The following is a 25843-nucleotide window of genomic DNA, read 5'->3' on the forward strand; positions in this document are numbered from 1 at the left end:
GTGCACCGCCAGGTGAGCGACGATGAGTGGGCCGATGCCGAGCTTGTCTGGGAGTATCACCAACTGCACCATTGTCTTCAGCCCTGCAGCGCAGCCATCGGCCTGGGTTGCAACGATCTTGGCGTGGCAACCTACGCGGCCGAACTGTACCACCGCGGCCTGTTCCCGATCATCGTGTTCAGCGGTGCGACCAGCCGGGACACCTGGGGTGTGTTCCCACGTGGCGAGGCTGTCCACTACCGCGAACGCGCTATGGACCTCGGCGTCCCAGCCGAGGCAATTCTTGTCGAACCTCATGCCACCAATACCGGCGACAACATCACGTTGTCCCAGATGGTTCTCCGCAGCTCCGGGTTGCGAATTGACTCGCTGCTTCTGGTGTCGATGCCCTACATGGAGCGCCGAGCTTACGCGACATGCCGTCAAGCGTGGCCAGAAGTAACACCGATCTGCGCATCCGCACCATTGACATTTGAGGAGTACGTCAAGGTCATGGGCGATAGCGCTTTGGTCATCGACATGATGGTCGGCGACCTTCAGCGTGTCATGGAATATCCGAAGCGCGGGTTCGCCATTGCCCAAGAGGTACCAGAGCAAGTCCAGACCGCCTACAAGCGCCTGGTGTCAGCGGGCTTTACAAGCCGACTGCTCTCGACATAGTGCTGACGGCCCCGGGTGCGCCAAATACATCAATCAAGCACCGTTCAATGAACGAGATATCGTGATCACATATCTCAATACACCAACGATGAACACCCATCCACCGACCGTTTGGTTCCAAGCGAAGCACCTAAACACCCTATGGACCTTGATGAAATTCGGCCCAGAGCACGTACGAAGTGCAATCGTGACGACACCGGGTTGAATGCAAAAGACCGGCGCGCATACCGCGATCCGCTGCCACCGCGGCAACTTGCGGACCTATGGCCATCGGGTCCGCAAGTCGGGGGCGGCTGAACCAGAAGACGCTAGAGAACGAGCTGGCCGTGGGCGACGATGACTGCGCTGCCGGCTACTTCGACTTTGTCGATGCGTTCGGCGTTGCCTTCGACGCGGGCGTAAAGGGTTGAGGGGCGGTGGATTTCGGCGCCCTGACTGATGGTGATCTCTTGGCCGAACTGGACTTTGCGGTGGCGGACGAGGTGCACCGCGAGCGGGCCCGCGGCTGAGCCGGTGGCTGGATCCTCTGCCACGCCTAGGGATGGGCCGAACATGCGGGTCTTCCATTCGGTGCCTGAGCCGGCGAAGCAGTTCACGCCGATTTCGGGCAGTCCGGCCAATATGGACAGGTCTGGGCGCAGGGCGGCTACTGCGTCCACATTGTCCAGCATCACGTAGAGGTGCCTGGGCCCGTTGGTGTAGACCTCCACGGGCAGCACGGAGTACCGGACGCCGATGGCGGCCAGCAGCTCACCTGCCTCTTCGAAGACCTGCCAGGTGGGGACCGGCTGGGTCATCCGGCCGGACACGATGCGCCCGCCCGCTCGGGTCAGGGTGACCGGGACGAGGCCCTTGCCTGTCTCGAGGGTGATCACGTCCTGGTCCGTCGACTGGCCGAGCACGTATGCCGTGCCGAGGATCGGGTGCCCGGCGAAGGGCAGTTCGATCGCCGGGGTGAAGATCCGGACCTTGGCGTCCCCGCCTTGGTCGGCCGGCAGCACGAACACGGTCTCGGAGAGGTTCGTCTCCCGCGCGATCGCCTGCATGAGTTCGGCGGGCACGTCCTGGCCGGCGGTGAACACGGCGACCGGGTTGCCCTTCAGCGGCTGCTCGGTGAAGACATCAGCCACGACATACGGATGCATGACGCAGAACCTACAGCTTCAGATCAAGACCCATGCCACGCAACAAGGTCTGAAACTTCGCCGAGGTCTCTGCCAGCTCGGCCGCGGGCTGCGAGCGGGCCACGATCCCGGCCCCCGCGAAAAGGCGTAGTGACTGGTCAGTGGCTTCGGCCGACCGGATCGACACAGCCCATTCGCCGTCGCCGGCGCTGTCGACCCAGCCGACAGCGCCGCTGTAGAAACCGCGGTCGAAGCCTTCGATCTGCGCGATGGCCGCTCGGGCGTCCTTCGTCGGCGAGCCGCAGACGGCTGGGGTGGGGTGCAGCGCGGCGGCAAGCGTCAACGCCGTCACGGCTGGGTCGGTCAGCTCACCGGTGATCTTGGTGCACAGGTGCCACATGCTGGGGGTGCTCACCAGCGATGGCGTGCGGGGCACGTTCAGTTTGCGGCAGAACGGCCGCAGCGCCTCGACCTCGGCCTCGACCACCGGCTGGTGTTCCTCGTGGTCCTTGCGGGACGCCAGCAGGGCCTGCGCGTTGGCTCGGTCCTGCACAGGGTCATTGCCGCGAGGCCGGGAACCGGCCAGCGGCCGGGACTCGAACGTGCGTCCGGTCCGGCGGACCAGCAGTTCGGGGCTGGCGCCGATGAGGGTCGTGCCAGGAGTGGGTAGCGGCGCGGCGAACGTGTAACCGTGCGTGTTCATCGCGGCCAGGCCGGTCAGGACCCGCCGCAGGTCCAGTCGCTCGGCCAGGTCGATCCGCAGCGTTCTGGCGAGCACGACCTTGCCGAGCGCGCCCGCGTTGAGCAGCTTCAGGGCCTTGTCGACCTGGCGCTCGTACTCCTCAGGAGCCGGTTCGGGCGTGACGGTGTGGCTCGACAGGACGGCCTGTTGTGGACCTGAGTCGTGGGGGCCGGACCAGGACACCGAGGACGGCAGCAGTACGTGCGCCTCGCCTGTGTTGTCGTATGGCAGCGCGCCGACGGCTATCCCGCCGTCCTCCGCCAGGGCCTCGGTCACCTGGGTGGACAGGGCGTCCGTGTCCTTCTCGGAGAGGACCTGTCGTGGGTCGGCGGCGAGCAGGGTGCGGTCGGGGGTGGCGAAGTAGAAGGAGCCTGGCTGATACCTGTCGATCAGATCCACATCCACACCCTTCATCGTGCCCCGCGAGCCTCCCCGAAACTGCTGAAGGTGGCCCTCGTCATGCGAGGGCCACCTTCAGCAAGTCACTTATGCCCGGTCAGACGACCCCCTCAGCACGCTCCGCCGGCCTTGCGGAACGGCTCACGGGACCGTCTTACCAGGCCGTTCTCACTTGAGAGCGTCGATCAACGCGGTGCGCTGACGGTCGCCGAGGCCGGCTGCCCGCCGGGCCTCATCGATGCCTGCCTTCTCCAGCAGGTTGGTGACCTTCACCGCGCCGAGGCCCGGCACGGCCATGAGCAGCTGCTTGACCTTGGTCTTGCCAATGGTCTTGTCTTCCTTGGCCTTGGCGAGCACCTTGTCGATGGTGGTCGTGCCGGCCTTGATCGAAGCAAGCAGCTCGGAGCGCGCCTTGCGAGCCTCGGCGGCCTTGGCCAACGCCTCAGCGCGCTGCTCGGGAGTCAACGTAGGCAGAGCCAACGTGCTGTTCCTTCCTATGTCGAGTCTCTGGTGCCGCCGGTGCGATTTCCACCGCCCTTTTCTGGGCCTGACCGCGCCTGACGACGCGCCCAGTAAACGACACCCACCTGCGGAACATACCCCCGACACGCGGGAGTTTCCGCCGAACATCCTGCTCACGACCAGGGACAACTCTCCGTAATTCACCCGCCAGGGGAGTTTCCCGGCTACCCGGGCGAGTGATCAGCAAGCCCGCACGGCCGCTTGTTTCGGCCACGTTTTTTGCCCTCTTGCTGCTGATTCAGCGGAATTTCGGCGGCTACCCCACGTCAGATTCAATCGCAACCTGTGACCGTGAGCCGAACCTCATCGTCTCGAGGTGATGACCATCTACTGTGCAGTCAGACGCACGATGCGGTGACGCAGGACACAGCGGGAGAGCCCCATGTTGAGCACGATGCAAGACGCCCCCCTCACGATCGGCCGGATAGTCGACCACGGGACCGGCCTGTACTCGTCCAGCGAAGTGATCACCTGGACCGGTGCGGAGCCACGGCGAGAGACCTACGGACAGACTGGGCGCAAGGCCGCGCAACTGGCCCACGCCCTGCGTGACCTGGGGGTCACCGGTGACCAGCGAGTCGGCACGTTCATGTGGAACAACGCCGAGCACCTGCAGGCCTACCTGGCCGTACCGGCCATGGGCGCGGTTCTGCACACCCTGAACCTCCGGCTGTTCCCCGAGCAGCTGACCTACATCACCAACCACGCCGCCGACCACGTCGTGATCGTCGACGCTTCGCTGGCGCCCCTGTTCGCGCGTGTCCTGCCGACGTTCGAGACCGTGAAGCACGTGGTGGTGGCCAACGGCCCGGTTGAGGCGTTGGAGGCGCCTGCCGGGGTCGAAGTTCACTCGTATGAGCAGCTGCTGGCCGGGCGCCCGGAGCGATTCGAATGGCCTGAGATCGACGAGCGTCAGGCAGCCGCGATGTGCTACACGTCCGGCACCACCGGCAACCCGAAGGGCGTCGTCTACTCCCACCGGTCGATCTATCTGCACTCGATGCAGGTCTGCATGTCCGACAGCATGAACCTGGCCGGTTCGGACAAGGCCCTGCTGATCGTGCCGCAGTTCCACGCGATGTCGTGGGGCCTGCCGTACGCCTCGATGATGGTCGGCGCCTCGATGCTGATGCCCGACCGGTTCCTGCAGCCCGAGCCGATCGCCGCGATGATCGAGGCCGAGAAGCCCACGTTCGCCGGCGCGGTGCCGACCATCTGGCAGGGCCTGCTGGCGTACCTCGAGGCGAACCCCAAGGACCTGTCGTCGCTGCGTGACGTCGTCGTCGGTGGGTCGGCCTGCCCTCCCGCGCTGATGCACGCGTTCAACGATCGCTACGGCGTGCACATCACGCACGCGTGGGGCATGACCGAGACGTCACCGCTCGGCAGCGTCGCGCGCCCACCGGCCGGTGTGACCGGCGACGAGGAGTGGGTCTACCGGTACACCCAGGGCCGTCCGCCCGCGTCGGTCGAGTGCCGGCTCATCGACGACGACGGCAACGAAGTCCCGTGGGACGGCGAGAGCGTCGGTGAGCTCGAGGTCCGCGGGCCGTGGATCGCGGCGTCGTACCACCGGCAGGACGAGGACGGTGAGGGCGCCGAGAAGTTCCGGGACGGGTGGCTGCGCACCGGGGACGTCGGCGCGTTCACCCCGGACGGGTACCTGAAGCTGACCGACCGGTCCAAGGACGTGATCAAGTCCGGCGGTGAGTGGATCTCCTCGGTGGAGCTGGAGAACCAGGTGATGGCGCATCCGGCCGTGGCCGAGGCGGCGGTCGTCGGCATCCCGGACGAGAAGTGGGACGAGCGGCCACTGGTCGCGGTCGTGCTGCGGGAGGGCCAGACGGTCGAACCAGAGGAGCTGCGGGAGTTCTTGACCGACAAGGTCGCGCGCTGGCAGGTGCCGGAGAACTTCACCTATATCGAGGAAGTCCCCAAGACCAGTGTCGGCAAGTTCGACAAGAAGCGGATCCGCGCGGCGTACGCCGAGGGCCAGCTCGACGTCAAACACCTGACCTGACGCAAGGCCGGACGGCCGCCCCGACCGGCGGCCGTCCACTCCTATTGGGCAGGAGTTTGAGCACAGTTCGTCTTGTGACAACTCAACTTTGTACTCAGCGTCCTAAATAGACTTTCAGTGCAACGTGAACAAGACGATCGGAGTAGTGACTTTCCTTCACGTTCTCCGGCAGGATCGCCGCATGGCCAACCTCAGCCGTCGGAGTCTGCTGCACGCCACCGGTGCCGCCGGTGCGCTCGGCCTGTTCGCCGGTACCCCGGCACAGGCGCTCGACCGGGCATTGCGCGAGACGACCAAGCGCACTGTCAGCACAGCTGGAACCACCCTCGAAGCCGTCGCGACCCCGACCGGCACGGGATTCAAACGGATCACCGCGGGACCTGGCTGGCCGCTTGTGGTGCGGCCCGATCTGACCGCTCCGCAGTCCGGCCGGGACGACCGCCGGACCGCGCTCACGTCGTTCGTCCAGTTCACCGACCTGCACATCATCGACGCGCAGAGCCCGGCCCGGGTCGAGTACGTACACCCGTTCATCGGGTCGGCACACCGTCCACACGAGACGCTTTCCACCCAGGGTGCGGCAGCGTTGGTCAAGCGGGTCAACAGCGTGCAGTCCGGGCCGTACACCGGGCGGGCGTTCGACTTCGTGCTCTGCACCGGCGACAACACCGACAACCACGAGAAGATCGAGCTCGAATGGTTCCTGACTGTCCTCAATGGCGGGACGGTCACGCCGAACACCGGTGACCCGGCCCGGTTCGAGGGCGTCCAGAACTCCCGCGCGACGCTGTACTGGAACCCCGGCGACAGCACCGCGGACATGTACAAGGCCAAGGGTTTTCCGCAGATACCGGGCCTGCTGACCGACGCGATCAAGCCGTTCAGCAGCCCAGGCCTGACCAGGCCGTGGTACAGCGTGTTCGGCAACCACGACGACAGCGTGCAGGGCAGTTTCCCCAGCGGCATCCCGCTCATCGACGGGATCTACACCGGTTCGACCAAGATCGAGGGCTTCGCCTCCGAGGCCGACGCGGCGAAACTGGCCCAGGCCATGCAGAACTCGCCGTTGAAGGCCGTCGAGCTGCTGCTGAACTTCAGCGGACCGGTCCGCCGCGTGACCCCCGACGCACGCCGCAAACCGTTCAGCCCCAAGGAATACGTTGCCGCACACCGCGATCCGGCCAACACCGGCCCCGGACCGGTCGGGCACGGTTTCGGCCCGGCCAACGCCGCAGGCAAGGACCTGTACTACACGTTCCAGGTCGCGCCCGGCGTGATCGGCATCGGCATGGACAGCACCAACCGGGCCGGCCTGGCCGAAGGTTCACTGGGCGACAAACAGTTCAAGTGGATCGAGCAGACCCTCAAGGGCGGCAGCTCCCGGTACTACGACAGCAAAGGCAATCTGGTCCGCAGCAGTGCGCCGGACCAGTTGTTCGTTCTTTTCAGCCACCACACCAGTGGGTCCATGGGCAACCTGCTGCCGGACCCGACAAATCTTCTCGAACGACGCCACGACGGCCCCGCTCTGGTCGCGCTGCTCAACCGGTTCCCGAACGTGGTGGCGTGGGTGAACGGCCACACCCACCGCAACGAGATCATCGCCCATCCGGGTGCCACTCCGGCGCAAGGCTTCTGGGAGATCAACACCGCTTCGCACACCGACTTCCCGCAGCAGGCCAGGATCATCGAGCTGACCGACAACGGCGACGGCACCTTGTCGCTGTTCACAACCCTGATCGAGGCGGAGAGCCCGTACCGGACCGACTTCGGTGACGGCTCGGCCGCCGGGCTGGCTTCGCTGTACCGGGAGATCGCAGCCAATGACCTGCACGCATCAGCGGGCCGGTTGGGCGCGGCGGTGGACCACAACACCGAACTGGTGCTCGTCAAGCCGTTCTGACGCCTTCACCCGGACGCGGGCAGCGGGCGTGTGATTCCATAGTGACGGCCGGAAGCGGCAGAACCGCCCAGTGATCGCTATGGTCAGGGCGAGACTCCTGCCAGGAGGTGACCCCGCTGCCCGCCGAGTCCGCCGAACCGACCACCGGACGGTCCCGCAAGCTGAACGCGACGTCATACGTCGTGCTCGGCATGCTGTCCTACGGCCCCGCCACGAGCTACCAGCTCAAGCAACGCATCGGCCTGACGATCGGCAACTTCTGGGCGTTCGCGCACTCCCAACTGTATGACGAGCCGGCCCGGCTGGTGGCGGCCGGGCTGGTCAGCCAGACCACCGAGCAGGGCGGCCGGCGCAAGCGGACGTACTCCATCACCGACCAGGGCCGTGAAGCGCTGGCGGAGTGGCTGGCCGAGCCGACCCTTGAGCAGACCGAGGTCCGCGACACGGGCCTGTTGAAGCTGTTCTTCGGCATGGGCGCGTCGCCGGAGGACATCCGCAGGCTGGCGCGTGACCGCTACCAGTCGCACCGCGCCCGCGCCGACGGCTACATCCAGCAACGCGCGGAAATCGAGGCACGGGCGGACCGCTGGCAGCTCAAGACGCTTGAGCTGGGTATGCGCTACGAGCGCACGGTGGAGAAGTTCTGGAAGGACTTCATGGAGGAACTCGACCGCGATCCGCCCTGACAGCGGTTTACACGATCTTGCCTCATGGCGAAAATATCTCCCATTCCTCGCTAGGGAGCTGCCATGAACCGTCTGGCCCTGCTGACCATCGCCATGCTGCTGGTGTTACCCGTTGTCCCGGCTCAAGCCGTGTCGCCCACAGCCCCCGTGGACTTCCACGCCTGGAAAGGCGCGGACTTCCTCTTCACGGGCAAGCGCGACGGCCTGATCCCCAGCCTGCGAGGAGTGCGGATCGGCCGTCCGGCGGGCACGATCGAGCACACCGAACCGAAGTCCGGCACCCGGACTTACGAGTACGGCACCTGGACATCGCCGGTATACCGGCAGGGATTCGACGCGACGCAGCTCGTCGCGTCCTGGAACGCGCTCACCCCGAAGGGCACTTGGTTAAGAGTCGACATGCGCGGCGAGACCACCGCGGGCGCCGAAACCATGTGGTACGGCATGGGCCAGTGGGCATCCGGCGACGAGGACGTCACGCGGACGAGCCTGCCCAACCAGTCTGACGCGTACGGCTTTGTCGACGTGGACACGTTCGTCGGGCGGACGACGTTGCACGCCTACCAGCTGCGCGTGACGTTGTATCGCGCCAAAGGAACGCACGAGTCGCCCACGCTGACCATGGCCGGTGCCATGACCTCCGCCGTTCCGGACCGGTTCTCCGTACCCACCAGTCCATCTGGCGGCGCGTGGGGCATCGAACTGCCGGTGCCGCCGTACTCGCAGAACATCCACGTCGGCCAGTACCCCGAGTACGGCGGTGGCGGTGAGGCGTGGTGCAGCCCGACCTCGACCCAGATGGTGGTGGAGTACTGGGGCAGGCGTCCGACCAAAAAGGACCTGGCGTGGGTCGATCCGTCCTATGCGGACCCGAGCGTGGACCACGCGGCCCGTTTCACCTACGACAAGGACTACGACGGCACCGGGAACTGGCCGTTCAACACGGCCTACGCGGCGACCTACGGGCTGAACGCGCACGTCACCCGGTTGCGTTCGCTGGCCGAACTGGAGGGCTACATCAAGCGCGGCATCCCGGTGATCACGTCGCAGTCGTTCCTGTCCTCGGAACTGGACGGCGCCGGGTACGGCACGGCCGGGCACATCATGGTCGTGATCGGATTCACCGCGACCGGTGATGTGATCGTGAACGACCCTGCCTCGTCGAGCAACGACCGTGTCCGCAACGTGTACAAGCGCGCCCAGTTCGAGAACATCTGGCAGCGCACCAAGCGCTACCGCGCCGACGGGACCGTGGCGAGCGGCCCCGGTGGCGTCGCCTACATCATCACGAGGTGACAGCCTCGCGAATGGCATGCGCCAGCGGGCTTGCCGGGCGTCCGATCAGCTTCTCCAGGTCTGGCCGGACGTCCGCGAGCACGCCGTGGCCGATGTTGACGTAGATGTCGGTCAGCACCTCGGCCAGGAAGTCCGGCAGCCCGGCGCCCACGTAGATCGCCGTGAGCTCGGCAGCCGGAATGTTCTGGTGCACGAACGGTTTCCCGGTGGCCTCGGCCACCAGCGCGGCGAACTCGTCGAAGGTCCAGGCCTGTGCGCCGGTGAGCTCGTAGATCTTGTTCTCGTGGCCGTCGGTGGCTGCCACGATCGCCGCGGCCAGCGCGAGGTCGTCCCGCGCGACGGTAGCGATCTTCCCGGTGGCCGCGGAGGTGAGGAAAGCGCCCAGTGGCAGGGCTTGCGCCAGCTGGCCGGTGTAGTTCTCGTGGTACATCCCGTTGCGCAGGAAGGTGTACGCGATCCCGGTCGCGCGGATGGCTTCTTCGGTCGCCTTGTGGACCTTGGCCAGGCCCAGCGGTGAGGTCGCGGCGTCCGACACGCTCGTGTAGATGATGTGCTGCACACCCGCGCGCTGAGCTGCCGCGACAGCGTTGGCATGGATCTTGATGCGCAGCTCGTCGGGGCCGTCGACGGAGACCAGGACCAGCTTGTCCACGCCGGCGAACGTCTTCGCCAGGCCGTCCGGATCGGTGAAGTCGCCCTGGCGGACCTCGACGCCGAGATCGGCCGCCTTGGCGGGATCCCGGACCGAAACGACGAAGTCAGCGCGCTCGCGCAGGTGCTTGGCGGTCAGCCCGCCCAGTTGTCCGGTCGCCCCGGTCAGCAGAGTTGTCATGCCACTTACGCTACGAGGGGTACTAACTCTTGGAAAGTAGCCACTTTGATGTCATATACTTACCTCATGGAAAGCGTGCAGGTATGGGACGTCTTCGACGTGAACTGCCCCTCCCGGGCAGTGATGGAACACATATCCAGCAAGTGGGGCGTGCTGGTGCAGATCCTGCTGCTGCGCTCCGGAACGCTGCGGTTCAGCGAGCTGCGCCGCGCGATCGGCGGCGTCAGCGAGAAGATGCTGTCGCAGACCCTTCAGACGCTTGAGCGCGATGGTCTGGTCAACCGGCTGGTCCACCCGGTGATCCCGCCGCACGTCGACTACAGCTTGACCGACCTGGGCGTGCGCGCTGCCACCACGGTGAACACGTTGTTCGAGCTGATCGGCAACAACTGGGCCGAGTTCGAAGCGGCCCAGATCGCCTACGACCGGCGCAAGGCGACTGCGTGAGCACATTCGAAGACGCCGAGTACCCCGCGGCACCCTACCCTGGCGCGCGCCCATCCTGTTCCTACGTCCAGCTCGACGGCAAAGGCTGGCAGCTGATGCCGTCCTGGCAGGTCACAGCAACCGGGGACGACCTGGACACGTGGCTCGCCGCGCGGGACGCACCGACGCTGGCCGAGCGCGTGCCCGTGCTGACGTACGGCTCGAACGCCAATCCGAGCAAGATCACCTGGTTGCGTGAGAACCTAGGCCTGGAAGGGCCGGTTGTCGTACTGCGAGCCGAATGCACCGGGCTGGCCGCGGTCTGGGCAGCCGGGCTGCGAGTCGTGGACACGCAACGGCCGGTCACGTTGACCGCGATGCCCGGCGCGACCGAGACGCACGCAGTCTGGATGGCCGATCCCGCGCAGGTCCGCGTGCTGGACGTCTGCGAAGGCCGTGGCGAGCGGTACCAGTTGTCGCGTCTGCGCAGCGGGACCGTACGACTGGAAGACGGCACAGTCTGGGACGAATTGCTTTCCTACACAGGGAAAGCCGAGATCCGTCGGCCATTGCTCGTCTCGGGTGAACCGGTCCGCTGCGCTTCGCTGGGCCAGGCCGAGGCACAGAACCTGACCGGCACGCCGGCGCCTGCGATGAATCTCGATGTATCCGCTGTGGACGGAGAACCCATACCGGAGGATTACCCCGCAAGGGTTTTCGTGTACGGCACGTTGAGACCGGGCGCGTCGGCGTGGGAACTGGTCGAGCCCTGGGTGGACGGCGAGCCGTATCCGGCCAGCATCCACGGCGAGGTCTTCGACACCGGCTTCGGCTATCCCGGGCTGCTCCGCGGCACGAACGAGGTACCCGGATGGGTGCTGCCGTTGCGCACACCGGGGGCCGCACTGGCCACTTTGGATTCGTACGAAGGTGATGAATACCGCCGAATCCGGGCGATCACCGCCGACGGCACGGTGTGCTGGGCCTACCTGTGGAAGACGTGAGAATTCGCCTGACCGTGTGAGTGACAACAACCCGACGCGCGGGTACCCGACCTTACTGGTAGTACCTGTAACAACGTTTCGGGAGGTGGAACCATGGTCCGACGCAGGCTGATGGTCACGAGCGTGGCCGTGATGACGCTCGGCGCGCTCTCCGCGTGCGGCAACGACAAGCCGGCCGCTCAACCACCGCAAACTGTGACCGTGACGGAGACACCAACGCAGACGTCACCCTCACCTTCGGTTTCGTCAGGCTCCTCGAGCGAGCCGGAACGCCCGCCGAGCGTGCGCAACGACCAGACGCCGCGATGCGGCCCCACGACGCTGTCCGGCGTGATCGAGAGCGGCGACGCCGCGGCAGGCAACCGCTACGTCAAACTCGCGGTGACCAACACCGGCTCCAAAGCGTGCACTTTGTACGGCTACGGCGGCCTGCAGCTGACCAACGCGGCCGGTGCCCCGACGCCGACCAAGCTCACCCGTCAGCCGGACCCCGGTCCGTCGCTGGTCCGGCTGGAACCCGGCCAGAAGGCGTACAAAAACCTGCACTGGGGCGCGGTTCCGGACGGCACCGAACCGGTCGAGGGCCCATGTGAGCCCGCGTCGGCGGGCGCGAAGGTGATCCCGCCGGACGAGACCGAACCGTTCATGGTCAAGTTCGACTTCGGCTCGGTCTGCGAGCAGGGCAAGATCGACGGGTCCGCTTACTACAAGTAATTCTTCGCCGGTTCACTACCCTTCGGCGGGCCACAAGAGGCACGCTGAAGTGCATGACCGCGCAGATGACACCCCTTCCGGCGGCCACGGAGCCACCCGACCCGCTGGACCGGATCACGCTGCCGCCACGGACCTTCGTGGCCGCACTGGCCACGATCGCGCTGCTGCTCGGCCTGATCCTGGCCCTGCTCCCCGTCCGGGTATCCACCCTGGACACCACGTCGACGGTCAAGGTGAGCTGCGGCAACATCCTCGGCGGCGTGGAGACGCCGCGGCTGGCGAGCAGTCTTGGCAAGCCGGCCGAGCTGGTGCTCGTGCAGTACGTGGGCATGTGCGACCGGGCCATCGACTCGCGTGCGACGCCCGCCTGGGTGTTGTTCTTCGGAGGCATGATCGGCTGGATCTGGCTCGGTGCGGTCCGGAAGCGGAAAACAAGGGTCGAATAGGTCTGGACCAGTGGGTACTATCACGGTGTATGAGGGTTCGACTGCGTTGCGTGATCGTGGCCCTGTTCCTGCTGGCCGGTTGTGGCACTGACGCCGCGACCAGCTCGGTTCCCGTGCCGCCGGACGAGTGGGCGGCGATGCGGAACATCGATTCCTGCGCGATCCTGGACCAGGCCGCGCTCGCGAAACTAGGTCAGGTCAAGGCCCCGGCATTCACCGGCGCCAGCGCACACAACTGCGTCGCGACGATCACCGCGCCCGACGGCACGCAGATCGTCGCGCGGGCGTACGTCGGCGAACGCGTCGTCGCGGACGCCGTGCCGGTCGATCTCGGTGGCGTCCTGGCGTTCCAGGACGCGTCGTGTTCGGTCACCGTGAAGATCACCGGCGATACCGGGATCAGCATCTCGATCGAGGGCGACGACTTGGAGAAGCAATGCGCCCAGGCGCGTGATGTCGCCACCGCGGTCGCCCCGAAACTCAAGACACCGCCACAGAACCAGGCCGCGTCACCGTTTCACGGCAAGGATCCGTGCCAGCCGATCGACCAGTTCACCAAGGAGATCGGCGCGCTCAAGCAGATCCGTCGGCCGACAATTATCAACTGCGAGCTGGCCGGAGCCGACGGTTCTCTGCTGATCAGCTATGAAATCGTGAACATGGAAGGGCACGCGCACGGCGAACCGGTGACCGTGGCGGGCAAAGAAGCCATGCGCCACCAGGAATCCGACACGCTCGACCGCTGCGAGGTGATGGTCATGCTCAAGCCCGTGCTGACCAACTCCTACTTCACCATCCGGTTCCAGGTCATGTCCGGCTCCGACCCGTGCGCGAAGGCGACCAACGCGGCCAACGAGTCCGCTAGGGTATGAGCTTGCCCGGATTCAGGATCCCTTCTGGGTCAAGCACATTCTTCACGGCCTTGAGCACGTCCACGCCCAGATCGCCGATCTCGGCGGCCAGGTAGGGCGCGTGGTCGATACCGACCGCGTGGTGGTGAGAGATCGTACCCAGCCCTTCGATGGCTTCACAGGCCGCGGTTTTTGCCTGGCGCCATTGGTTTTCCGGGTCTCGGACGGCGCGCGGCACGATCGCGGTGAAATACAGCGAGGCGCCGGTCTCGTAGGCGTGCGAGATGTGGCACATGACAATCGGCTTGTTGCTGCCTTCGGTCAACGCGTTTGTCAGCGCTGTTCTCACGGCTGACCGCAGTTTGGTCAGCTGCGACCAATGTGTTGCCGTTTCCAGGGTTTCGACGCAGACTCCGGCGTTCATCAGGGCGTCACGCTGACGTGGGCCGTTGAACCGGCCGTGCTTCCAGGCTTCGCCGAGCGGACGGCCCAGCCGGACGGCGCCTTTCAGTCGTCTCAGGGTCTCGGCCCGGCGAACCGTGAGCTCGTGATTGTCCTGCGCTTCCCAGCCCAGGATCAGCATGCAGGGTTCTTTGATTCCGCGTGCTTTGAGATAGGTGCTCAGTGCTTTGGCCTTCAGTCCGCCGGTCAGGGCGAAGGAAACACCTGTTTCATCCACATCGGACAGTCTGGTGACGTCGGCCAGAACTCGGTCCTGCGCCAGTTTTCGTACCGCCTCGGAGCCCTTCTCCCAGCCGTCGAACACGAGCCCCTCGTAGCGGCGGACTTTCGGCAACAGGCGTACGCGCACAGTCACCTCGGTGATCACACCGAATGCGCCTTCACTACCGACTACCAGCTGTTTCAGATCCGGTCCGGCAGCCGACGCGGGCGCGACACCCAGCCGCCAGTCACCACGCGGCGTCGCCATCCGGACGCCTTCGACCATGTCTTCGAACCGGCCATAACCCGAGGACGCCTGACCAGCTGACCGTGTCGCAGCGAAACCACCGATCGTCGCGCGCTCGAACGACTGCGGCACATGACCGAGCGTGAGTCCGTATACGGCCAGCTCACGCTCAGCGTCCGGCGCGCGTACACCTGCTTGGAACGTGGCCAACCGCGACACCTGGTCGACCGCGACCAGACGATCCAGCCGCGCAAGGTCAAGGATGACCGCGCCCTCCGCGCGCACTCCCCCAACCACTGACGTCCCGCCGCCGAACGGCACGACCGTGACCTTCAACTCCGCGCACGCTTTGAGAACCGCCGTGACCTGGTCCGGATCCGCCGGGAGGATGACCGCGTCCGGGACTTCGGGCGTGCCGATCCCCTTGTGTTTCAGCAGGTCCAGGTATGAGAGGCCACCGGCGCGGCCGAGCCTGGCGGCGTCGTCGGTGAGCACGTTGCCCGCGCCCACGATCCCGGCCAGGACCTCCCGGGCCTTGTCCGACAGCTCGGAGGGCGGCGCCGTGAGGGCGCGCGTCGGCGTTTCGACGTGCCCCAGACCGGTCTCCTCCCGCAGCCAGCGCAACGCGTGCGACGGCAGCTCGGCGCTCTGATCCGTCCACGCGGCCCTCAGGAGCTGGTCAGTTCGGTTCGCCATAGGTACAGTGTGACACATGACGTCACAACGTCACAGCAATCGAGTCGATGACGACGTACTCCTCGACGCCGCCCGAGCCTGCGTGCTCGCGATAGGCGTGGGGCGTACGACGCTGACCGAGGTCGCGCGGCGCGCCCAGGTCAGCCGGATGACGCTGTACCGGCGGTTCCCCGATGTGCGCAGCCTGATCGCAGCACTGATGACGCGCGAGTTCGGCGGCCTGCTCGCCGAGATGTCCCTCGCCCTGACCGGGCCGACCGCCCGGGAAAGGCTGGTCACCGGCATCGTCGCGGGCGTAGAAGGACTCGTGGACAACCCGATCATGCGGGCCGCGCTCGACCTCGAACCCGAATTGATCATGCCGTACGTGGTGCAACGCCTGGGCAGCACCCAGAAACTCGCCGAGCAGTTCATCGCCGACCAGATCAAGGCAGGCCACGACGACGGCTCGATCCGGGAGGGCGACGTGGCCATCCAGGCCCGCGCCCTCTTGCTGGTGGTCCAGTCCTTCGTATTGTCCCTGCGGCCCGCGACGTCCGATGTGGACCGTGCGGCCCTGCTGCTCGAGCTGGCGCGACTGATCGACGGCGCGCTGGAGCTCCGATGAACACCTCGCTCAACGCCGAACGCCGCACCCTCGACCTTTCAGCCGCCGCCTGCTCAGTGTGCGACATTCTGGTCATCGGCGGCGGCGTCACCGGCGCCGGAGTCGCGCTGGACGCTGCCTCCCGTGGGCTCTCCGTGGTGCTGATCGAGGCCCATGACCTGGCTTTCGGGACATCCCGGTGGTCAAGCAAGCTCATCCACGGCGGCCTGCGGTACCTGGCGCAGGGCGACGTGGGGCTCGCCTACGAGAGCGCGGTCGAACGCGGCATCATCATGACCCGGACGGCTCCGCATCTGACTCGGGCGCTGCCTCAGCTCATTCCTTTGTATTCAGGCAGTTCCCCGGCATTGGCGTTGACCGGACTACGCGCCGGCGACATACTGCGGCGTTTGGCCCGTACTCCGTCCTCACTGTTGCCTCGTCCCCGGCGCATTCCTGCCGCTGAGGCTTTGGCCTTGGCGCCGGGTTTGCGTCGCGCCGGTTTGCGCGGCGGTTTACTTTCGTATGACGGACAGTTGGTCGACGACGCCCGCTTTGTCGTCGCCCTGGCGCGGACCGCTGCGGGGTATGGCGCCCGGATTCTGACCCGGGTCAAGGCTTTGTCCGTGGACGGCAGCGGCGCCGTCGTCCTGGATTCCCTGAGCGGAACGTCTTTCGACATCCGAGCGCGTCGCGTCATCAATGCGACAGGAGTGTGGGCCGGTCAGCTCGAGCCTTCCGTGCGGCTGCGGCCTTCTCTCGGCTCACACATCGTCGTGGCCGGTTCCGCCTCCACCGCGTTGACCGTTCCCGTTCCGGGCGCACGCAACCGTTTCGTGCTCGTATTGCCTCAGTTGGATGGACGCGTTTACATCGGCCTTACTGACGAACCCGTTTCGGGGCCTCTTCCCGATGTTCCCGTCGTACCTTCGGCTGACATCGACTTCTTGCTGTCGATCGCTTCTTCCGTTCTGGAACGCCCTCTGAGCCACGTCGACGTTTTGGGGTCGTACGCGGGTTTGCGGCCACTGCTCGACGCTCCCGGCTCCAGCTCGGACATTTCCCGCCGGCACGCGGTGCTGACCTCACCTTCCGGCGTCATCACCATCGTCGGCGGCAAATTCACCACCTACCGCCGCATGGCCTCCGACGCAGTCGACGCAACCAACCTGACTGCAACTTCCGCCCGCACCAAGAACATCCCTCTGGTCGGCGCCGCTTCCCGCACCGCACTGGGCCAAATCCCCGCCCCAGCCCGCCTCATCGCCAAATACGGAACCGAGGCAGTCAAGGTCGCCGCCCTCGATCCATCCCCTCTGCACCCGTCACTAACCGTCGGCGAAGTCACCTGGGCGCTCGAACACGAAGGAGCCCTCGACGCCTCCGACATCCTCGAACGACGCACCCGCATCGCCCTCATCCCCACCGAAGCCGAACCCTTGACCCAACTCGTGAACGCCCTCGTGTGAGCTCCTTTGGTCGTCCCTGGCATTGACCTGTTTGACGGACAGCCCTCCCTCGATGTCGCCCCGCTACCTCAAACCTTTGCCCTTCCAGGCAACTCCCCCTCCACCGCGTGTCCCGTCCCTCCCCTGTGTCCACCTCACCACTCGTCGTCCACTCCTCCGCCGCACCATTAGCCCATCCAAGTGATCCCGGTGCGAACGGCCCTTTCGCGCGTGTTCTCTTCTTGAAAACCCCTGCTCACCCGCAATCCCTTGTAGACTGGAGCAGGGCCGCCCCCCAGTGGCGGGTGGGGGCTGTCTACTTATGTAAGGGCTGAGCGGGTTCGTATTTGCGCTGGTCAGGGCTGGTTTGCGCGAGGGCTTGGGCGCTGGTGATTGTGGGGTCTTTTTCTTGGGAGAGATTGTGCCCTGCCGGGCGGGCAAACCTCCCTCAGATGAGGACGGAAAAGCGGTTCGTGCCCCCACCCTCGGTCGGCCTGCCCCAGGGTAACCAACACAAGCCCAGGACACCGCACGCTTCCGACCGCCGGCGCCCCCAGTGTTGATGCATTTCCCTGAAAAGCGACACCAGTTCGGGCCGGGTTCCGCTCGGGGGGCGCCAACCCGGCACGCCCGACCTTCAAACTCGGCAACCGCGCTCACGTCCCGCCCGGGGGCGCCAATCGGGGCTCTCACTTTTAGCTCGCCACCCGGCTCCATTACGACCTGGGCCGCTGACCCGGGCTCGGGCCTTCGTCTTGGCAACCGGCGCGCTTTTCGCGCGGAGGCGCTGACCGGGCTCGCCAGGATGTCCAAGCCTTAGCGAGACTGTGGAGGTGGCCGTTCCGGTTGGGTGGGAACGGCCTCTTCTCCTGGAGTTTGTCAGTGGGTGTAGCGGATTGCTGGGCGGGGTTGTTGTTTCTGGGTTGTTGTGCCTTTGGCTTGAGCGGCTAGTTGTTCGACTAGGGCCTTGACTGACTTGATGATCTGGACGACCTTGACGATGAGTTGGAGGACTTTTTGCATTGATTGAAGCAGTTTGATGAGTTTGCCGAGCAGTTTCTGGGCTGTGGTGATCGCGGTCTGGACTATCTGGACGATGGCTGTGGCGATGCTGGCGCCGAATGTCGCCCAGGAGGCGGCCAGGGCTTGGATGATCTGCATGATGATCTTCTGAACCGCTTGGGAGATCAGGTCCATGACCATTTTGCGGACTTCGGCCACTAGTTGGCCTACGCCGGTTATGGCTGCGGAGAGGCCTGTGCTGGCGCGGGCGAAGGCTTCGAGGCTGTCGGCGTGGGTCGCGCTGGTCGAGCGGTAGCCGTTGGCTGCTGCGCCTTGCCATTGGGTGGTTTGCGAGACCGATGTTTCTCGATATTGGGCCGCTGTGGCGGCCATCTGGGTTCCGGCGGCGGTCCAGGTGGCGGCGGTGGTTTTGATGGATTCGGGGTTGCCCAGGAGGATGTCGAACGGTTCGCGTAGGAACGAGATGTGTTCGACGGCCCAGCTGAAGCCCGCGCTGCTGATCGCGCCTAACGGGTCTCCGGAGATTCCGATGACGTCCAGTGCTGTGCTGGCGATTCCGCCCGCCGCGGAGAGCCAGTCGCCTTGCTCGATCGCCGCGACTGTTCCCTTCACGTCGTGCAGCAGGGCTGTTCCCGATTTGTTCTCGGTCACGGGGTCTCCTTGGCGAACACGCTCGCGCGCCGGCGGTCGATGCTTTGGTAGGCGTTGGCTGTGGTGATCAGGCCGGAGTTGACGTCTGTCACGGTCTGCGCGGCTTTGCCGAGCGCTTCCTTGGCCTCCGTCGAGGCTTGCAGGATGGCCATCGCCAGGAATTGGCCGAACAGGCCGAACGCGTCACCGCTCAACACCGCCTGCGCGGTGGCCGCGGCGTTGCGGGCGTCGTTGGCCATGTCGGCCACCGTGGTGGCGTGTTCGAGCAATTGGTCGATCTGGACGTCGAACGAATCCATTGCCTGCCCCTCGTTACTTGATCAGGTCCGGTGGGTTGTCGAAGTAGTCGTCGTCCGCGCGGGTGTCGCGCTTTGCCATGGGTTGCTCTTCTTGGACGTCGGCCACCGGCATCCGGCTCCGTACGAAATCAAGCGCTTCGCCCTCGCCGACGAACTCGCGCATGGTGTCGATCACCTTGCTGCTGACGTCCGCCTGTGCCTGCTGGGTGACCCGCATGATCAGACGGGCGAGCTGTTCCGGTTCGATGTCGCGCACACCCGGGCGCAGCACCAGCTCGGTGGTGGCGCCGCTGGCGTTCACGCGCACGGTCACCTGGCCGTCGGGTGAGCTCGCCGACCCGCCTATCTGCCGGAGCGCCTGGTCGGTCTGTTCGGCCTTGGCGGCGGCCTGTTTGAGGGTTTCGTCATACTGGGCGAGCCACTGTTGGGGGTTCAATGGTCCATCCTGGATCATGGGGCCGAATGTAGCCCGCACCCTGGTTGTTCGCGGCAAAGTGACCGAGTCGAGACCTCCTCTGCGCATGCGGTTCAGACCAGCCTGGATACTGCGTGGGGACATGTCCAGCGAGGAAGGATCGATGGTGCCTCAGGCGGGACTGGAGATCGACCGCATCTCCAAGCGCTACGGCGATGTCGTCGCCCTGTCCGACATGACGTTCGAAGTCCGGCCAGGCGAACTGTTCGGGTTCGTCGGCAGCAACGGCGCGGGCAAGACCACCACGATGCGGATCGCATTAGGTGTGCTCGCCGCGGACTCCGGCACAGTGCGGTGGGCAGGCGAGCCGATCACGTTGAGCACTCGCCGCAGGTTCGGCTACATGCCCGAGGAACGCGGGCTGTACCCGAAAATGAAGGTGCTGGACCAGCTCGTCTACATGGCGCGGCTGCACGGCCTGGAGACCAATGCCGCGCACCGTGCCGCCGAGGACTGGATCGCGCGGCTCGGCCTGCGGGAACGCCGTTCCGACGAGGTGCAGAAACTCAGCCTGGGCAACCAGCAGCGCGTGCAACTGGCCGCGGCGCTGGTACACGACCCCGAGGTGCTGGTGCTCGACGAGCCGTTCTCCGGCCTGGACCCGGTCGCGGTGGACGTGATGAGCCAAGTCCTGAAAGAGAAAACCGCTTCCGGTATCCCGGTCCTGTTCTCCAGCCACCAGCTCGACCTCGTGCAGCGGTTGTGCGACCGGGTGGGCATCATCAACAAGGGCAAAATGGTCGCGTGCGACACGGTCGACGCGTTGCGCTCCGGCGCCACGGCCGAACTGGTCGTGCATGCGCCACAGGCACCATCAGGCTGGGCAGCGGGGATTCCCGGTGTCACGGCGGTGTCGCAGGCAGACGGCCGGACCGTGTTGCAGGTCGAGGATTTCGCCGACGACCAGGAGATCCTGAAGGCCGCGCTGGCCACCGGCCCGGTGCACGAGTTCAGCAGGCACCGGCCGTCGCTCGCGGAGCTGTTCCGTAACGTGGTGGCTGAGGAGGGCTCACAGTGAACGAGTTGAAGCCTGTCCAAGCTGTCCTGCTGGTGGCCGGCCGCGAGCTGAACACCAAGCTGCGTACCAGGTCCTTCATCATCAGCACGGTCGTGTCGATCGTTGTGCTCGGTGTTTTCGTGCTGCTGCAGAGCTCCGCGTTCAACGACGGCGAGCGCAGCGAGGTCGGCCTGAGCGGTCAGGCCACCGCGCTCGGCCCGCAGATCGTGGACTCGGCCAAACAGCTCGGGTACACCGTGCGGATCCACGACATCACCGAACCGGCCACCGGTGAGCAGCAGGTCCGCGACGGCGACCTCGACGCGCTGGTGACCGGCCCGGTCGGATCGCTGCAGGTCACGGTGAAGGACAAGCTGGCGACCGAGCTGCGCAACACGCTCAACGGCCTGATGCAGCAACAGATCCTGACCTCCGAGCTGGCCGCGGCGGATCTCGACCCCAAAGAGGTGCTGTCGACCGCGTCAGCCGCGCAGGTGAAGGTCACCGAGCTGGAGCCGACCGGCGACGATCAGGGCCAGCGCCTGGCGATCGGCCTCATCGTGGCGTTCCTGCTGTACATGGCCCTGATGATCTACGGCCAGATGGTCGCGCAGGGCGTGGTGGAGGAGAAGTCCAGCCGCGTGGTGGAGCTGTTGCTGGCCACGATGCGGCCGTGGCAGCTGCTGGCCGGCAAGGTGCTTGGGCTGGGGGTGGTCGGGCTGATCCAGTTCGCCGCGATCGCCCTGGTCGGTCTGATCGCCGGGTTGGCGACCGGCGCGATCACCATCTCCGGTGCGGCGATCGGCGGCGTGTTCGCCGGGGTGCTCTGGTACCTGCTGGGATTCTTCTTCTATGCCACCATTTTCGCGGCCCTCGGGTCGCTGGTGTCACGTCAGGAGGACGCGCAGAGCGTCATCACCCCGGTCACCATGGTGATCGTGATCGGCTTCATCTTCGGGATCAACCTGTTGCTCAGCGACGCCTCCAGCGGGCTGACGATATTCATGGCGGTGCTGCCGCCGTTCGCGCCGATCCTGATGCCAGGGCTGACCGCGCTGGGTCTCGCGCCGATCTGGTTGCAGGCCACGGCAATCCTGCTCACCCTCGGCGGGATCGCCCTGGTGGCGTGGATCGGCGGCAAGATCTACCAGAACGCCGTGCTGCGCACGGGAAGCCGCGTGCGGCTGCGGGAAGCCCTCAAGCTTGCTTGAGGGCGTTGTAGCGAGCCAGGGCGACTTCACGCTCGTGGGCGTGCTCGACGATCGGGCTTGGATAGCCCGGCACCGAGAGCTCCCACGGCTTGTGCACGCGTTTGCCTGGTACATCACGTAGTTCCGGCACGAACCGGCGCACGTAGTCGCCGTTCGGGTCGAACTTCTCGCCCTGCGTGGTCGGGTTGAACACGCGGAAGTACGGCGCCGCGTCAGTGCCGCTGCCGGCGGCCCACTGCCAGTTGTGCTGGTTGGACGCCAGGTCGCCGTCGACGAGATGCCGCATGAAGTGCCGTGCGCCCCACCACCACGGCAGATGCAGGTCCTTGACCAGGAAACTGGCCACGATCATCCGGACCCGGTTGTGCATCCAGCCCGTCTCCAGCAGCTGCCGCATGCCCGCGTCCACGATCGGAAACCCGGTTTCGCCCCGGCACCACGCGTCGAACGCGTCCTGGTCGTGGTCCAGTTCGATCTTGTCGAACCGGCGGTCGAGGTTCTGCCGGGCACTGTCGGGGCGGTGCCACAACACATCCGCGTAGAACTCACGCCAGGCCAGCTCGTTGCGGTACGGGCCCGCCTCAAGATCAGCCAGCAGCGTGCGTGGGTGGATGCAGCCCCACCGCAGGTACGGCGACATCCAGCTGGTTGCGGGCTTGTCGGGCCGGTCGCGGCGTTCCGGGTAGTCAGCAAGGCGTTCGTCTCGGAAGAGTTCCCAGGCATCGTGTGCGGCCTGCTCCCCCGCCTTGGGCAGGTCCGGCGCCTTCGGGTCTGCGGGGATGCGGCTTGCCCGTGGCGGCTCGATCCAGTCCACTGTGGATGCGTTGGTATCGGCCGGTTTGCGCCAGCCGTGATCGGCCCATGCCCGGGAGAACGGCGTGAAGACCTTGTACGGCGTGCCATCGGGTTTGGTGACGCGGCCTGGCGTCACCGCGTAGGGCGATCCCGAGCGGATGAAGTCGATGTCACCCAGTGCTTTTTCGACGTTCTCGTCGCGTTCCCGGCCGTATGGAGCCGTATCCGCGGAGACGTGCACGCTGGTGGCGTCGATCTGCCTGGCGACCCTGGGCACGAGCTCGACCGGATCGCCGGAGACGACCAGGAGCCTGCCGCCCAGCTGCTGGTCCAGATCACGCAGGCAACGGTAAAGAAAGGCCAGCCGGGCCGCGCCCGCAGGCTTGACCAAGCGCTTGTCCAAGACGAACAGGCCCAGGGCCTGCCGGTCCGCGGACAGCAACGCCGGATGGTCCCTGGTTCGCAGGTCACGGCGGAACCAGATGACTGAGGTCATCCGGAAACGCTACCGCGCCGATGACACCGACACCGGACAACCGGCGTGGCTGTGCCCCCAAAGTGGCGTTGGGAGCGTTGGATGCTCCGAAAGCCACTTTGGGGGCAAAACCTCAGCGGTTGTCCATCGACACGTAGTCGCGCTCGGCCGGTCCGATGTAGACCTGACGCGGACGCCCGATCTTCGTAGCCGGGTCGTGCGTCATCTCCCGCCAGTGCGCGATCCAGCCGGGCAGCCGGCCCAACGCGAACAGCACGGTGAAGAACTTCGTCGGGAAGCCCATCGCGCGGTAGATCAACCCGGTGTAGAAGTCCACGTTCGGGTAGAGCTTGCGCTGGATGAAGTAGTCATCGGCCAGCGCGTGCTCCTCGAGCTGCTTGGCGATGTCCAGCAGGCTGTCGTCGCCGCCGAGCTTGCCGAGGATCTCGTCGGCGGTCTTCTTGATGATCGCGGCCCGCGGGTCGTAGTTCTTGTAGACCCGGTGGCCGAAGCCCATCAGCTTGACGCCGTCCTCCTTGTTCTTCACCTTCTTGACGAAGGATCCGACGTCGCCGCCCGAGTCCCGGATGCCCTCGAGCATCTCCAGGACCGCGCTGTTCGCGCCGCCGTGCAGCGGGCCGAACAGGGCGTTGATGCCCGCGGAGATGCTGGCGAACAGGTTCGCCTCCGAGGAGCCGACCAGCCGCACGGTCGACGTGGAGCAGTTCTGCTCGTGGTCGGCGTGCAGGATGAACAGCAGGTCCAGCGCGCGGGCCAGGTCCGGGTCGACGTCGTAGGGCTCGGCCGGGAAGCCGAAGGTCATCCGCAGGAAGTTCTCCACCAGGCCAAGCGAGTTGTCCGGGTAGAGGAACGGCTGGCCGACCGACTTCTTGTAGGCGTACGCCGCGATCGTCGGCAGCTTGGCCAGCAGGCGGACGGTGGCGATCTCGGTCAGATCGTCGGTGACCGGCTTGAGCGTCTCCGGGTAGAACGTGGAGAGCGCGGACACCGCGGAGGAGAGCACCGGCATGGGGTGCGCGTCCCGCGGGAAGCCGTCAAAGAACCGCTTGAGGTCCTCGTGCAGCAGCGTGTGCCGCTGGATCTTGGAGGTGAAGTCGGCGAGCTGCGCCGCATTCGGCAGCTCGCCGTAGATCAGCAGGTAGCTGACCTCGATGAAGGTGGAACGCTCGGCAAGCTGCTCGATCGGATAACCACGGTAACGCAGAATGCCGGCGTCACCGTCGATGTACGTGATCTCCGAAGAGCAGGAGGCGGTGTTGACGAATCCCGGGTCAAGTGTGACCAGGCCGGTTTTCGCCAGCAGTTTGCCGAGTTCGATTCCGTTCGAGCCCTCGGTGGCGGGTACTACCGCCATCTCGAGCTCTCCGCCGTCGTGGTGAAGCGCGACGGTACGAGTACCGGATTGCGGCGCGGTCGTCGCGTCGGGCATGAACGTCCCTCTCCCGATCTTCTCGGGGCGGTGAATCTGGCGAATCAGCCATGTGCGTAGTCGGTGAAACTCCTCGCCGCACCGCAGCACCGCCCCATTGGGGTCCTGTCAACCTCCAACGCTAGTGCTCTCGGGGCGAATCGCACAGTGCGGCGTAAGTTAAGACACCCTGGTGGGACGCTTCTCACATCGATTCACAGAACGATTCAGATGATCGGGCCCAGCTCAGCCGCAAAAGGTGGCTCCGCGCCCGCCCTGGACACGGTTATCGCCGCCGCCGCGCCCGCGAAACGCAATGCCTCACGCCACGCGTCCGCGTCGAGCTCACGCAGTTGTCCGACCGACTGGACGCCTTTTGTATACAACCAGGCGAGCAATGCGCCGTGGACCGTGTCGCCGGCGCCGATGGTGTCCACGACCTGCGCCTCGGTGGCCGGAACCTCGACAAGTTCACCCGATCCGGCAATAACAGCGATTCCGTTTGAGCCCCGGGTCAGCACGACCGCGGCAGGGCCTTGCTGCTGCCATTGCCGGGCCGCGTCGAGGCCGTCCTGCTGGGCGATCCACGCCGCGTCCTCCTCGGAGAGCTTCAGCAGACCTACGTCCGGCAGCCAGCTGGCGAACCGCGCACGATAGGCGTCCGGATCGGCGATCAGGACCGGGCGGACGTTCGGGTCCAGCACCGTGAGCACGTTCGCCCTGCGCATGACCTGCTCGTACGCGCTCGCGCCGGGCTCAAGGACGAGCGAGAGCGTGCCCAGCGACAGCATTGTCATGTCCTCGGGCAGTTCTTCGGGCGCCTCGAACAGGCGATCCGCAGTGCCTTCGGCGTAGAAGGTGTAACGCGCGCCACCATCAGGCCCGAGGTTCGTCACCGCCAGCGTGGTCGGCTCCGGGCCGCGCTGCAGATACGTCGTGTCCACGTTGGACACTTCGAGCCGGGCCACCAGGGCGTCGCCGAAGTCGTCCCGCGAGACCCGGGAAAGAAAACTCACCGGCACGCCGAGCCGCCCGGCCGTGACGGCGACGTTGTACGGGCCGCCGCCCAGCCTGGGCAGCAGCGCGCCCGGTTCGCCGTCCAGTGTGGATTTCGCGGGCACCAGGTCGACCAGGGCCTCACCGCCGACAACGATCACGCGAAACAACCTACCGGCCAGGCGGCGAATAGTAACCTGAGCTGTCCATACGCACTGCATGCATAC

The 25843-nt window shown here is 65.9% G+C and carries 25 protein-coding genes; 14 read left to right on the forward strand and 11 right to left on the reverse strand.

Annotated elements, in window-relative coordinates; all coding sequences use genetic code 11:
• Nucleotides 1-660, forward strand: coding sequence for a YdcF family protein (locus JOF56_RS07305; RefSeq protein WP_209648070.1), 660 nt, complete (start codon nucleotides 1-3; stop codon nucleotides 658-660).
• Between the two features lie 308 nt (nucleotides 661-968).
• Here JOF56_RS07305 and JOF56_RS07310 read toward each other — a convergent pair whose 3' ends face one another.
• From JOF56_RS07310 to mihF, 3 genes are all read right to left on the reverse strand, one after another.
• Nucleotides 969-1805, reverse strand: coding sequence for a PhzF family phenazine biosynthesis protein (locus JOF56_RS07310; protein WP_209635743.1), 837 nt, complete (start codon nucleotides 1803-1805; stop codon nucleotides 969-971).
• Nucleotides 1806-1815: 10 nt separating this feature from the next.
• Nucleotides 1816-2940, reverse strand: coding sequence for an isochorismate synthase (locus JOF56_RS07315; protein WP_209635745.1), 1125 nt, complete (start codon nucleotides 2938-2940; stop codon nucleotides 1816-1818).
• A gap of 153 nt (nucleotides 2941-3093) precedes the next feature.
• Complete coding sequence (gene mihF, locus JOF56_RS07320) at nucleotides 3094-3405, reverse strand: integration host factor, actinobacterial type (protein ID WP_209635747.1); 312 nt, start codon at nucleotides 3403-3405, stop codon at nucleotides 3094-3096.
• A 424-nt stretch (nucleotides 3406-3829) separates the two neighbouring features.
• Here mihF and JOF56_RS07325 point away from each other — a divergent pair, with 424 nt between their 5' ends.
• The 4 genes from JOF56_RS07325 (at nucleotide 3830) to JOF56_RS07340 (ending at nucleotide 9352) form a co-directional block, all read left to right on the forward strand.
• Nucleotides 3830-5467 (forward strand): long-chain fatty acid--CoA ligase, encoded by a 1638-nt coding sequence (locus tag JOF56_RS07325; RefSeq protein ID WP_209635749.1) that lies wholly within the window; start codon nucleotides 3830-3832, stop codon nucleotides 5465-5467.
• Nucleotides 5468-5648: 181 nt separating this feature from the next.
• Nucleotides 5649-7370, forward strand: coding sequence for a TIGR03767 family metallophosphoesterase (locus JOF56_RS07330; RefSeq protein ID WP_209635751.1), 1722 nt, complete (start codon nucleotides 5649-5651; stop codon nucleotides 7368-7370).
• Nucleotides 7371-7477: 107 nt separating this feature from the next.
• The gene (locus tag JOF56_RS07335) at nucleotides 7478-8056 is read left to right on the forward strand and encodes a PadR family transcriptional regulator (protein ID WP_209635753.1); all 579 of its coding nucleotides are present in this window, start codon (nucleotides 7478-7480) and stop codon (nucleotides 8054-8056) included.
• Nucleotides 8057-8119: 63 nt separating this feature from the next.
• Nucleotides 8120-9352 carry a C39 family peptidase gene (locus tag JOF56_RS07340; RefSeq protein WP_245378182.1) on the forward strand — a complete coding sequence of 411 codons (1233 nt, stop codon included), beginning with the start codon at nucleotides 8120-8122 and terminating at the stop codon, nucleotides 9350-9352.
• Here the strand turns inward: JOF56_RS07340 and JOF56_RS07345 are convergent.
• Nucleotides 9342-10184, reverse strand: coding sequence for an NAD(P)H-binding protein (locus tag JOF56_RS07345; RefSeq protein WP_209635754.1), 843 nt, complete (start codon nucleotides 10182-10184; stop codon nucleotides 9342-9344). The genes JOF56_RS07340 and JOF56_RS07345 overlap by 11 nt on opposite strands.
• 66 nt (nucleotides 10185-10250) lie before the next feature.
• Between JOF56_RS07345 and JOF56_RS07350 the strand changes: the two genes are divergently transcribed.
• From JOF56_RS07350 to JOF56_RS07370, 5 genes are all read left to right on the forward strand, one after another.
• The gene (locus JOF56_RS07350) at nucleotides 10251-10631 is read left to right on the forward strand and encodes a winged helix-turn-helix transcriptional regulator (RefSeq protein ID WP_209635756.1); all 381 of its coding nucleotides are present in this window, start codon (nucleotides 10251-10253) and stop codon (nucleotides 10629-10631) included.
• Entirely contained in the window at nucleotides 10628-11614 is a 987-nt protein-coding gene (locus JOF56_RS60005) for a gamma-glutamylcyclotransferase family protein (protein WP_307854965.1), read from the forward strand. Before JOF56_RS07350 ends, JOF56_RS60005 begins: the two co-directional genes overlap by 4 nt.
• Before the next feature lie 93 nt (nucleotides 11615-11707).
• Complete coding sequence (locus JOF56_RS07360; protein WP_209635758.1) at nucleotides 11708-12328, forward strand: DUF4232 domain-containing protein; 621 nt, start codon at nucleotides 11708-11710, stop codon at nucleotides 12326-12328.
• A gap of 53 nt (nucleotides 12329-12381) precedes the next feature.
• The gene (locus JOF56_RS07365) at nucleotides 12382-12774 is read left to right on the forward strand and encodes a hypothetical protein (RefSeq protein ID WP_209635760.1); all 393 of its coding nucleotides are present in this window, start codon (nucleotides 12382-12384) and stop codon (nucleotides 12772-12774) included.
• A 29-nt stretch (nucleotides 12775-12803) separates the two neighbouring features.
• Complete coding sequence (locus tag JOF56_RS07370; protein WP_209635762.1) at nucleotides 12804-13646, forward strand: DUF3558 domain-containing protein; 843 nt, start codon at nucleotides 12804-12806, stop codon at nucleotides 13644-13646.
• Here the strand turns inward: JOF56_RS07370 and JOF56_RS07375 are convergent.
• Nucleotides 13636-15231: an FAD-binding oxidoreductase gene (locus JOF56_RS07375; protein WP_209635764.1), complete on the reverse strand. Its 1596-nt coding sequence runs from the start codon at nucleotides 15229-15231 to the stop codon at nucleotides 13636-13638. The two genes, JOF56_RS07370 and JOF56_RS07375, sit on opposite strands and share 11 nt — an antisense overlap.
• Nucleotides 15232-15247: 16 nt before the next feature.
• On the opposite strand from JOF56_RS07375, the gene JOF56_RS07380 reads away from it, so the two are divergent.
• Complete coding sequence (locus tag JOF56_RS07380; protein WP_209635766.1) at nucleotides 15248-15838, forward strand: TetR/AcrR family transcriptional regulator; 591 nt, start codon at nucleotides 15248-15250, stop codon at nucleotides 15836-15838.
• On the forward strand, nucleotides 15835-17286 hold the full coding sequence (locus tag JOF56_RS07385) for a glycerol-3-phosphate dehydrogenase/oxidase (protein WP_209635768.1): 1452 nt from the start codon (nucleotides 15835-15837) through the stop codon (nucleotides 17284-17286). The genes JOF56_RS07380 and JOF56_RS07385 overlap by 4 nt, the downstream gene beginning before the upstream one ends.
• An 858-nt stretch (nucleotides 17287-18144) precedes the next feature.
• Here JOF56_RS07385 and JOF56_RS07390 read toward each other — a convergent pair.
• Genes JOF56_RS07390 through JOF56_RS07400 form a run of 3 tightly spaced genes read right to left on the reverse strand, consistent with a single transcriptional unit; the run spans nucleotide 18145 to nucleotide 19692 of the window.
• Entirely contained in the window at nucleotides 18145-18939 is a 795-nt protein-coding gene (locus JOF56_RS07390) for a WXG100-like domain-containing protein (protein WP_209635770.1), read from the reverse strand.
• Nucleotides 18936-19238: a type VII secretion target gene (locus JOF56_RS07395; RefSeq protein ID WP_209635772.1), complete on the reverse strand. Its 303-nt coding sequence runs from the start codon at nucleotides 19236-19238 to the stop codon at nucleotides 18936-18938. The genes JOF56_RS07390 and JOF56_RS07395 overlap by 4 nt, the downstream gene beginning before the upstream one ends.
• Nucleotides 19239-19251: 13 nt before the next feature.
• Nucleotides 19252-19692 (reverse strand): YbaB/EbfC family nucleoid-associated protein, encoded by a 441-nt coding sequence (locus JOF56_RS07400; RefSeq protein WP_245378183.1) that lies wholly within the window; start codon nucleotides 19690-19692, stop codon nucleotides 19252-19254.
• A 124-nt stretch (nucleotides 19693-19816) separates the two neighbouring features.
• Between JOF56_RS07400 and JOF56_RS07405 the strand changes: the two genes are divergently transcribed.
• Both JOF56_RS07405 and JOF56_RS07410 read left to right on the forward strand, forming a co-directional pair.
• Nucleotides 19817-20731 carry an ABC transporter ATP-binding protein gene (locus JOF56_RS07405; protein ID WP_209648074.1) on the forward strand — a complete coding sequence of 305 codons (915 nt, stop codon included), beginning with the start codon at nucleotides 19817-19819 and terminating at the stop codon, nucleotides 20729-20731.
• Nucleotides 20728-21921 carry an ABC transporter permease gene (locus JOF56_RS07410; RefSeq protein ID WP_209635774.1) on the forward strand — a complete coding sequence of 398 codons (1194 nt, stop codon included), beginning with the start codon at nucleotides 20728-20730 and terminating at the stop codon, nucleotides 21919-21921. The genes JOF56_RS07405 and JOF56_RS07410 overlap by 4 nt, the downstream gene beginning before the upstream one ends.
• On the opposite strand, the gene JOF56_RS07415 is transcribed toward JOF56_RS07410, so the two are convergent.
• The 3 genes from JOF56_RS07415 to JOF56_RS07425 all read right to left on the reverse strand — a co-directional run bounded on the left by JOF56_RS07415 (nucleotide 21908) and on the right by JOF56_RS07425 (nucleotide 25777).
• Nucleotides 21908-23212 carry a cryptochrome/photolyase family protein gene (locus tag JOF56_RS07415; RefSeq protein WP_209635776.1) on the reverse strand — a complete coding sequence of 435 codons (1305 nt, stop codon included), beginning with the start codon at nucleotides 23210-23212 and terminating at the stop codon, nucleotides 21908-21910. The two genes, JOF56_RS07410 and JOF56_RS07415, sit on opposite strands and share 14 nt — an antisense overlap.
• A gap of 112 nt (nucleotides 23213-23324) precedes the next feature.
• A complete protein-coding gene (locus JOF56_RS07420) occupies nucleotides 23325-24641 on the reverse strand; it encodes a citrate synthase (protein ID WP_209635778.1) in 1317 nt (438 codons plus the stop codon).
• A 206-nt stretch (nucleotides 24642-24847) separates the two neighbouring features.
• Entirely contained in the window at nucleotides 24848-25777 is a 930-nt protein-coding gene (locus JOF56_RS07425; protein ID WP_209635779.1) for a carbohydrate kinase family protein, read from the reverse strand.
• Between the last annotated feature and the right edge of the window lie 66 nt (nucleotides 25778-25843).

Origin of the sequence: Kibdelosporangium banguiense, from assembly GCF_017876405.1 — a bacterium.
In the GTDB taxonomy this organism is placed as follows: Bacteria; Actinomycetota; Actinomycetes; order Mycobacteriales; family Pseudonocardiaceae; genus Kibdelosporangium; species Kibdelosporangium banguiense.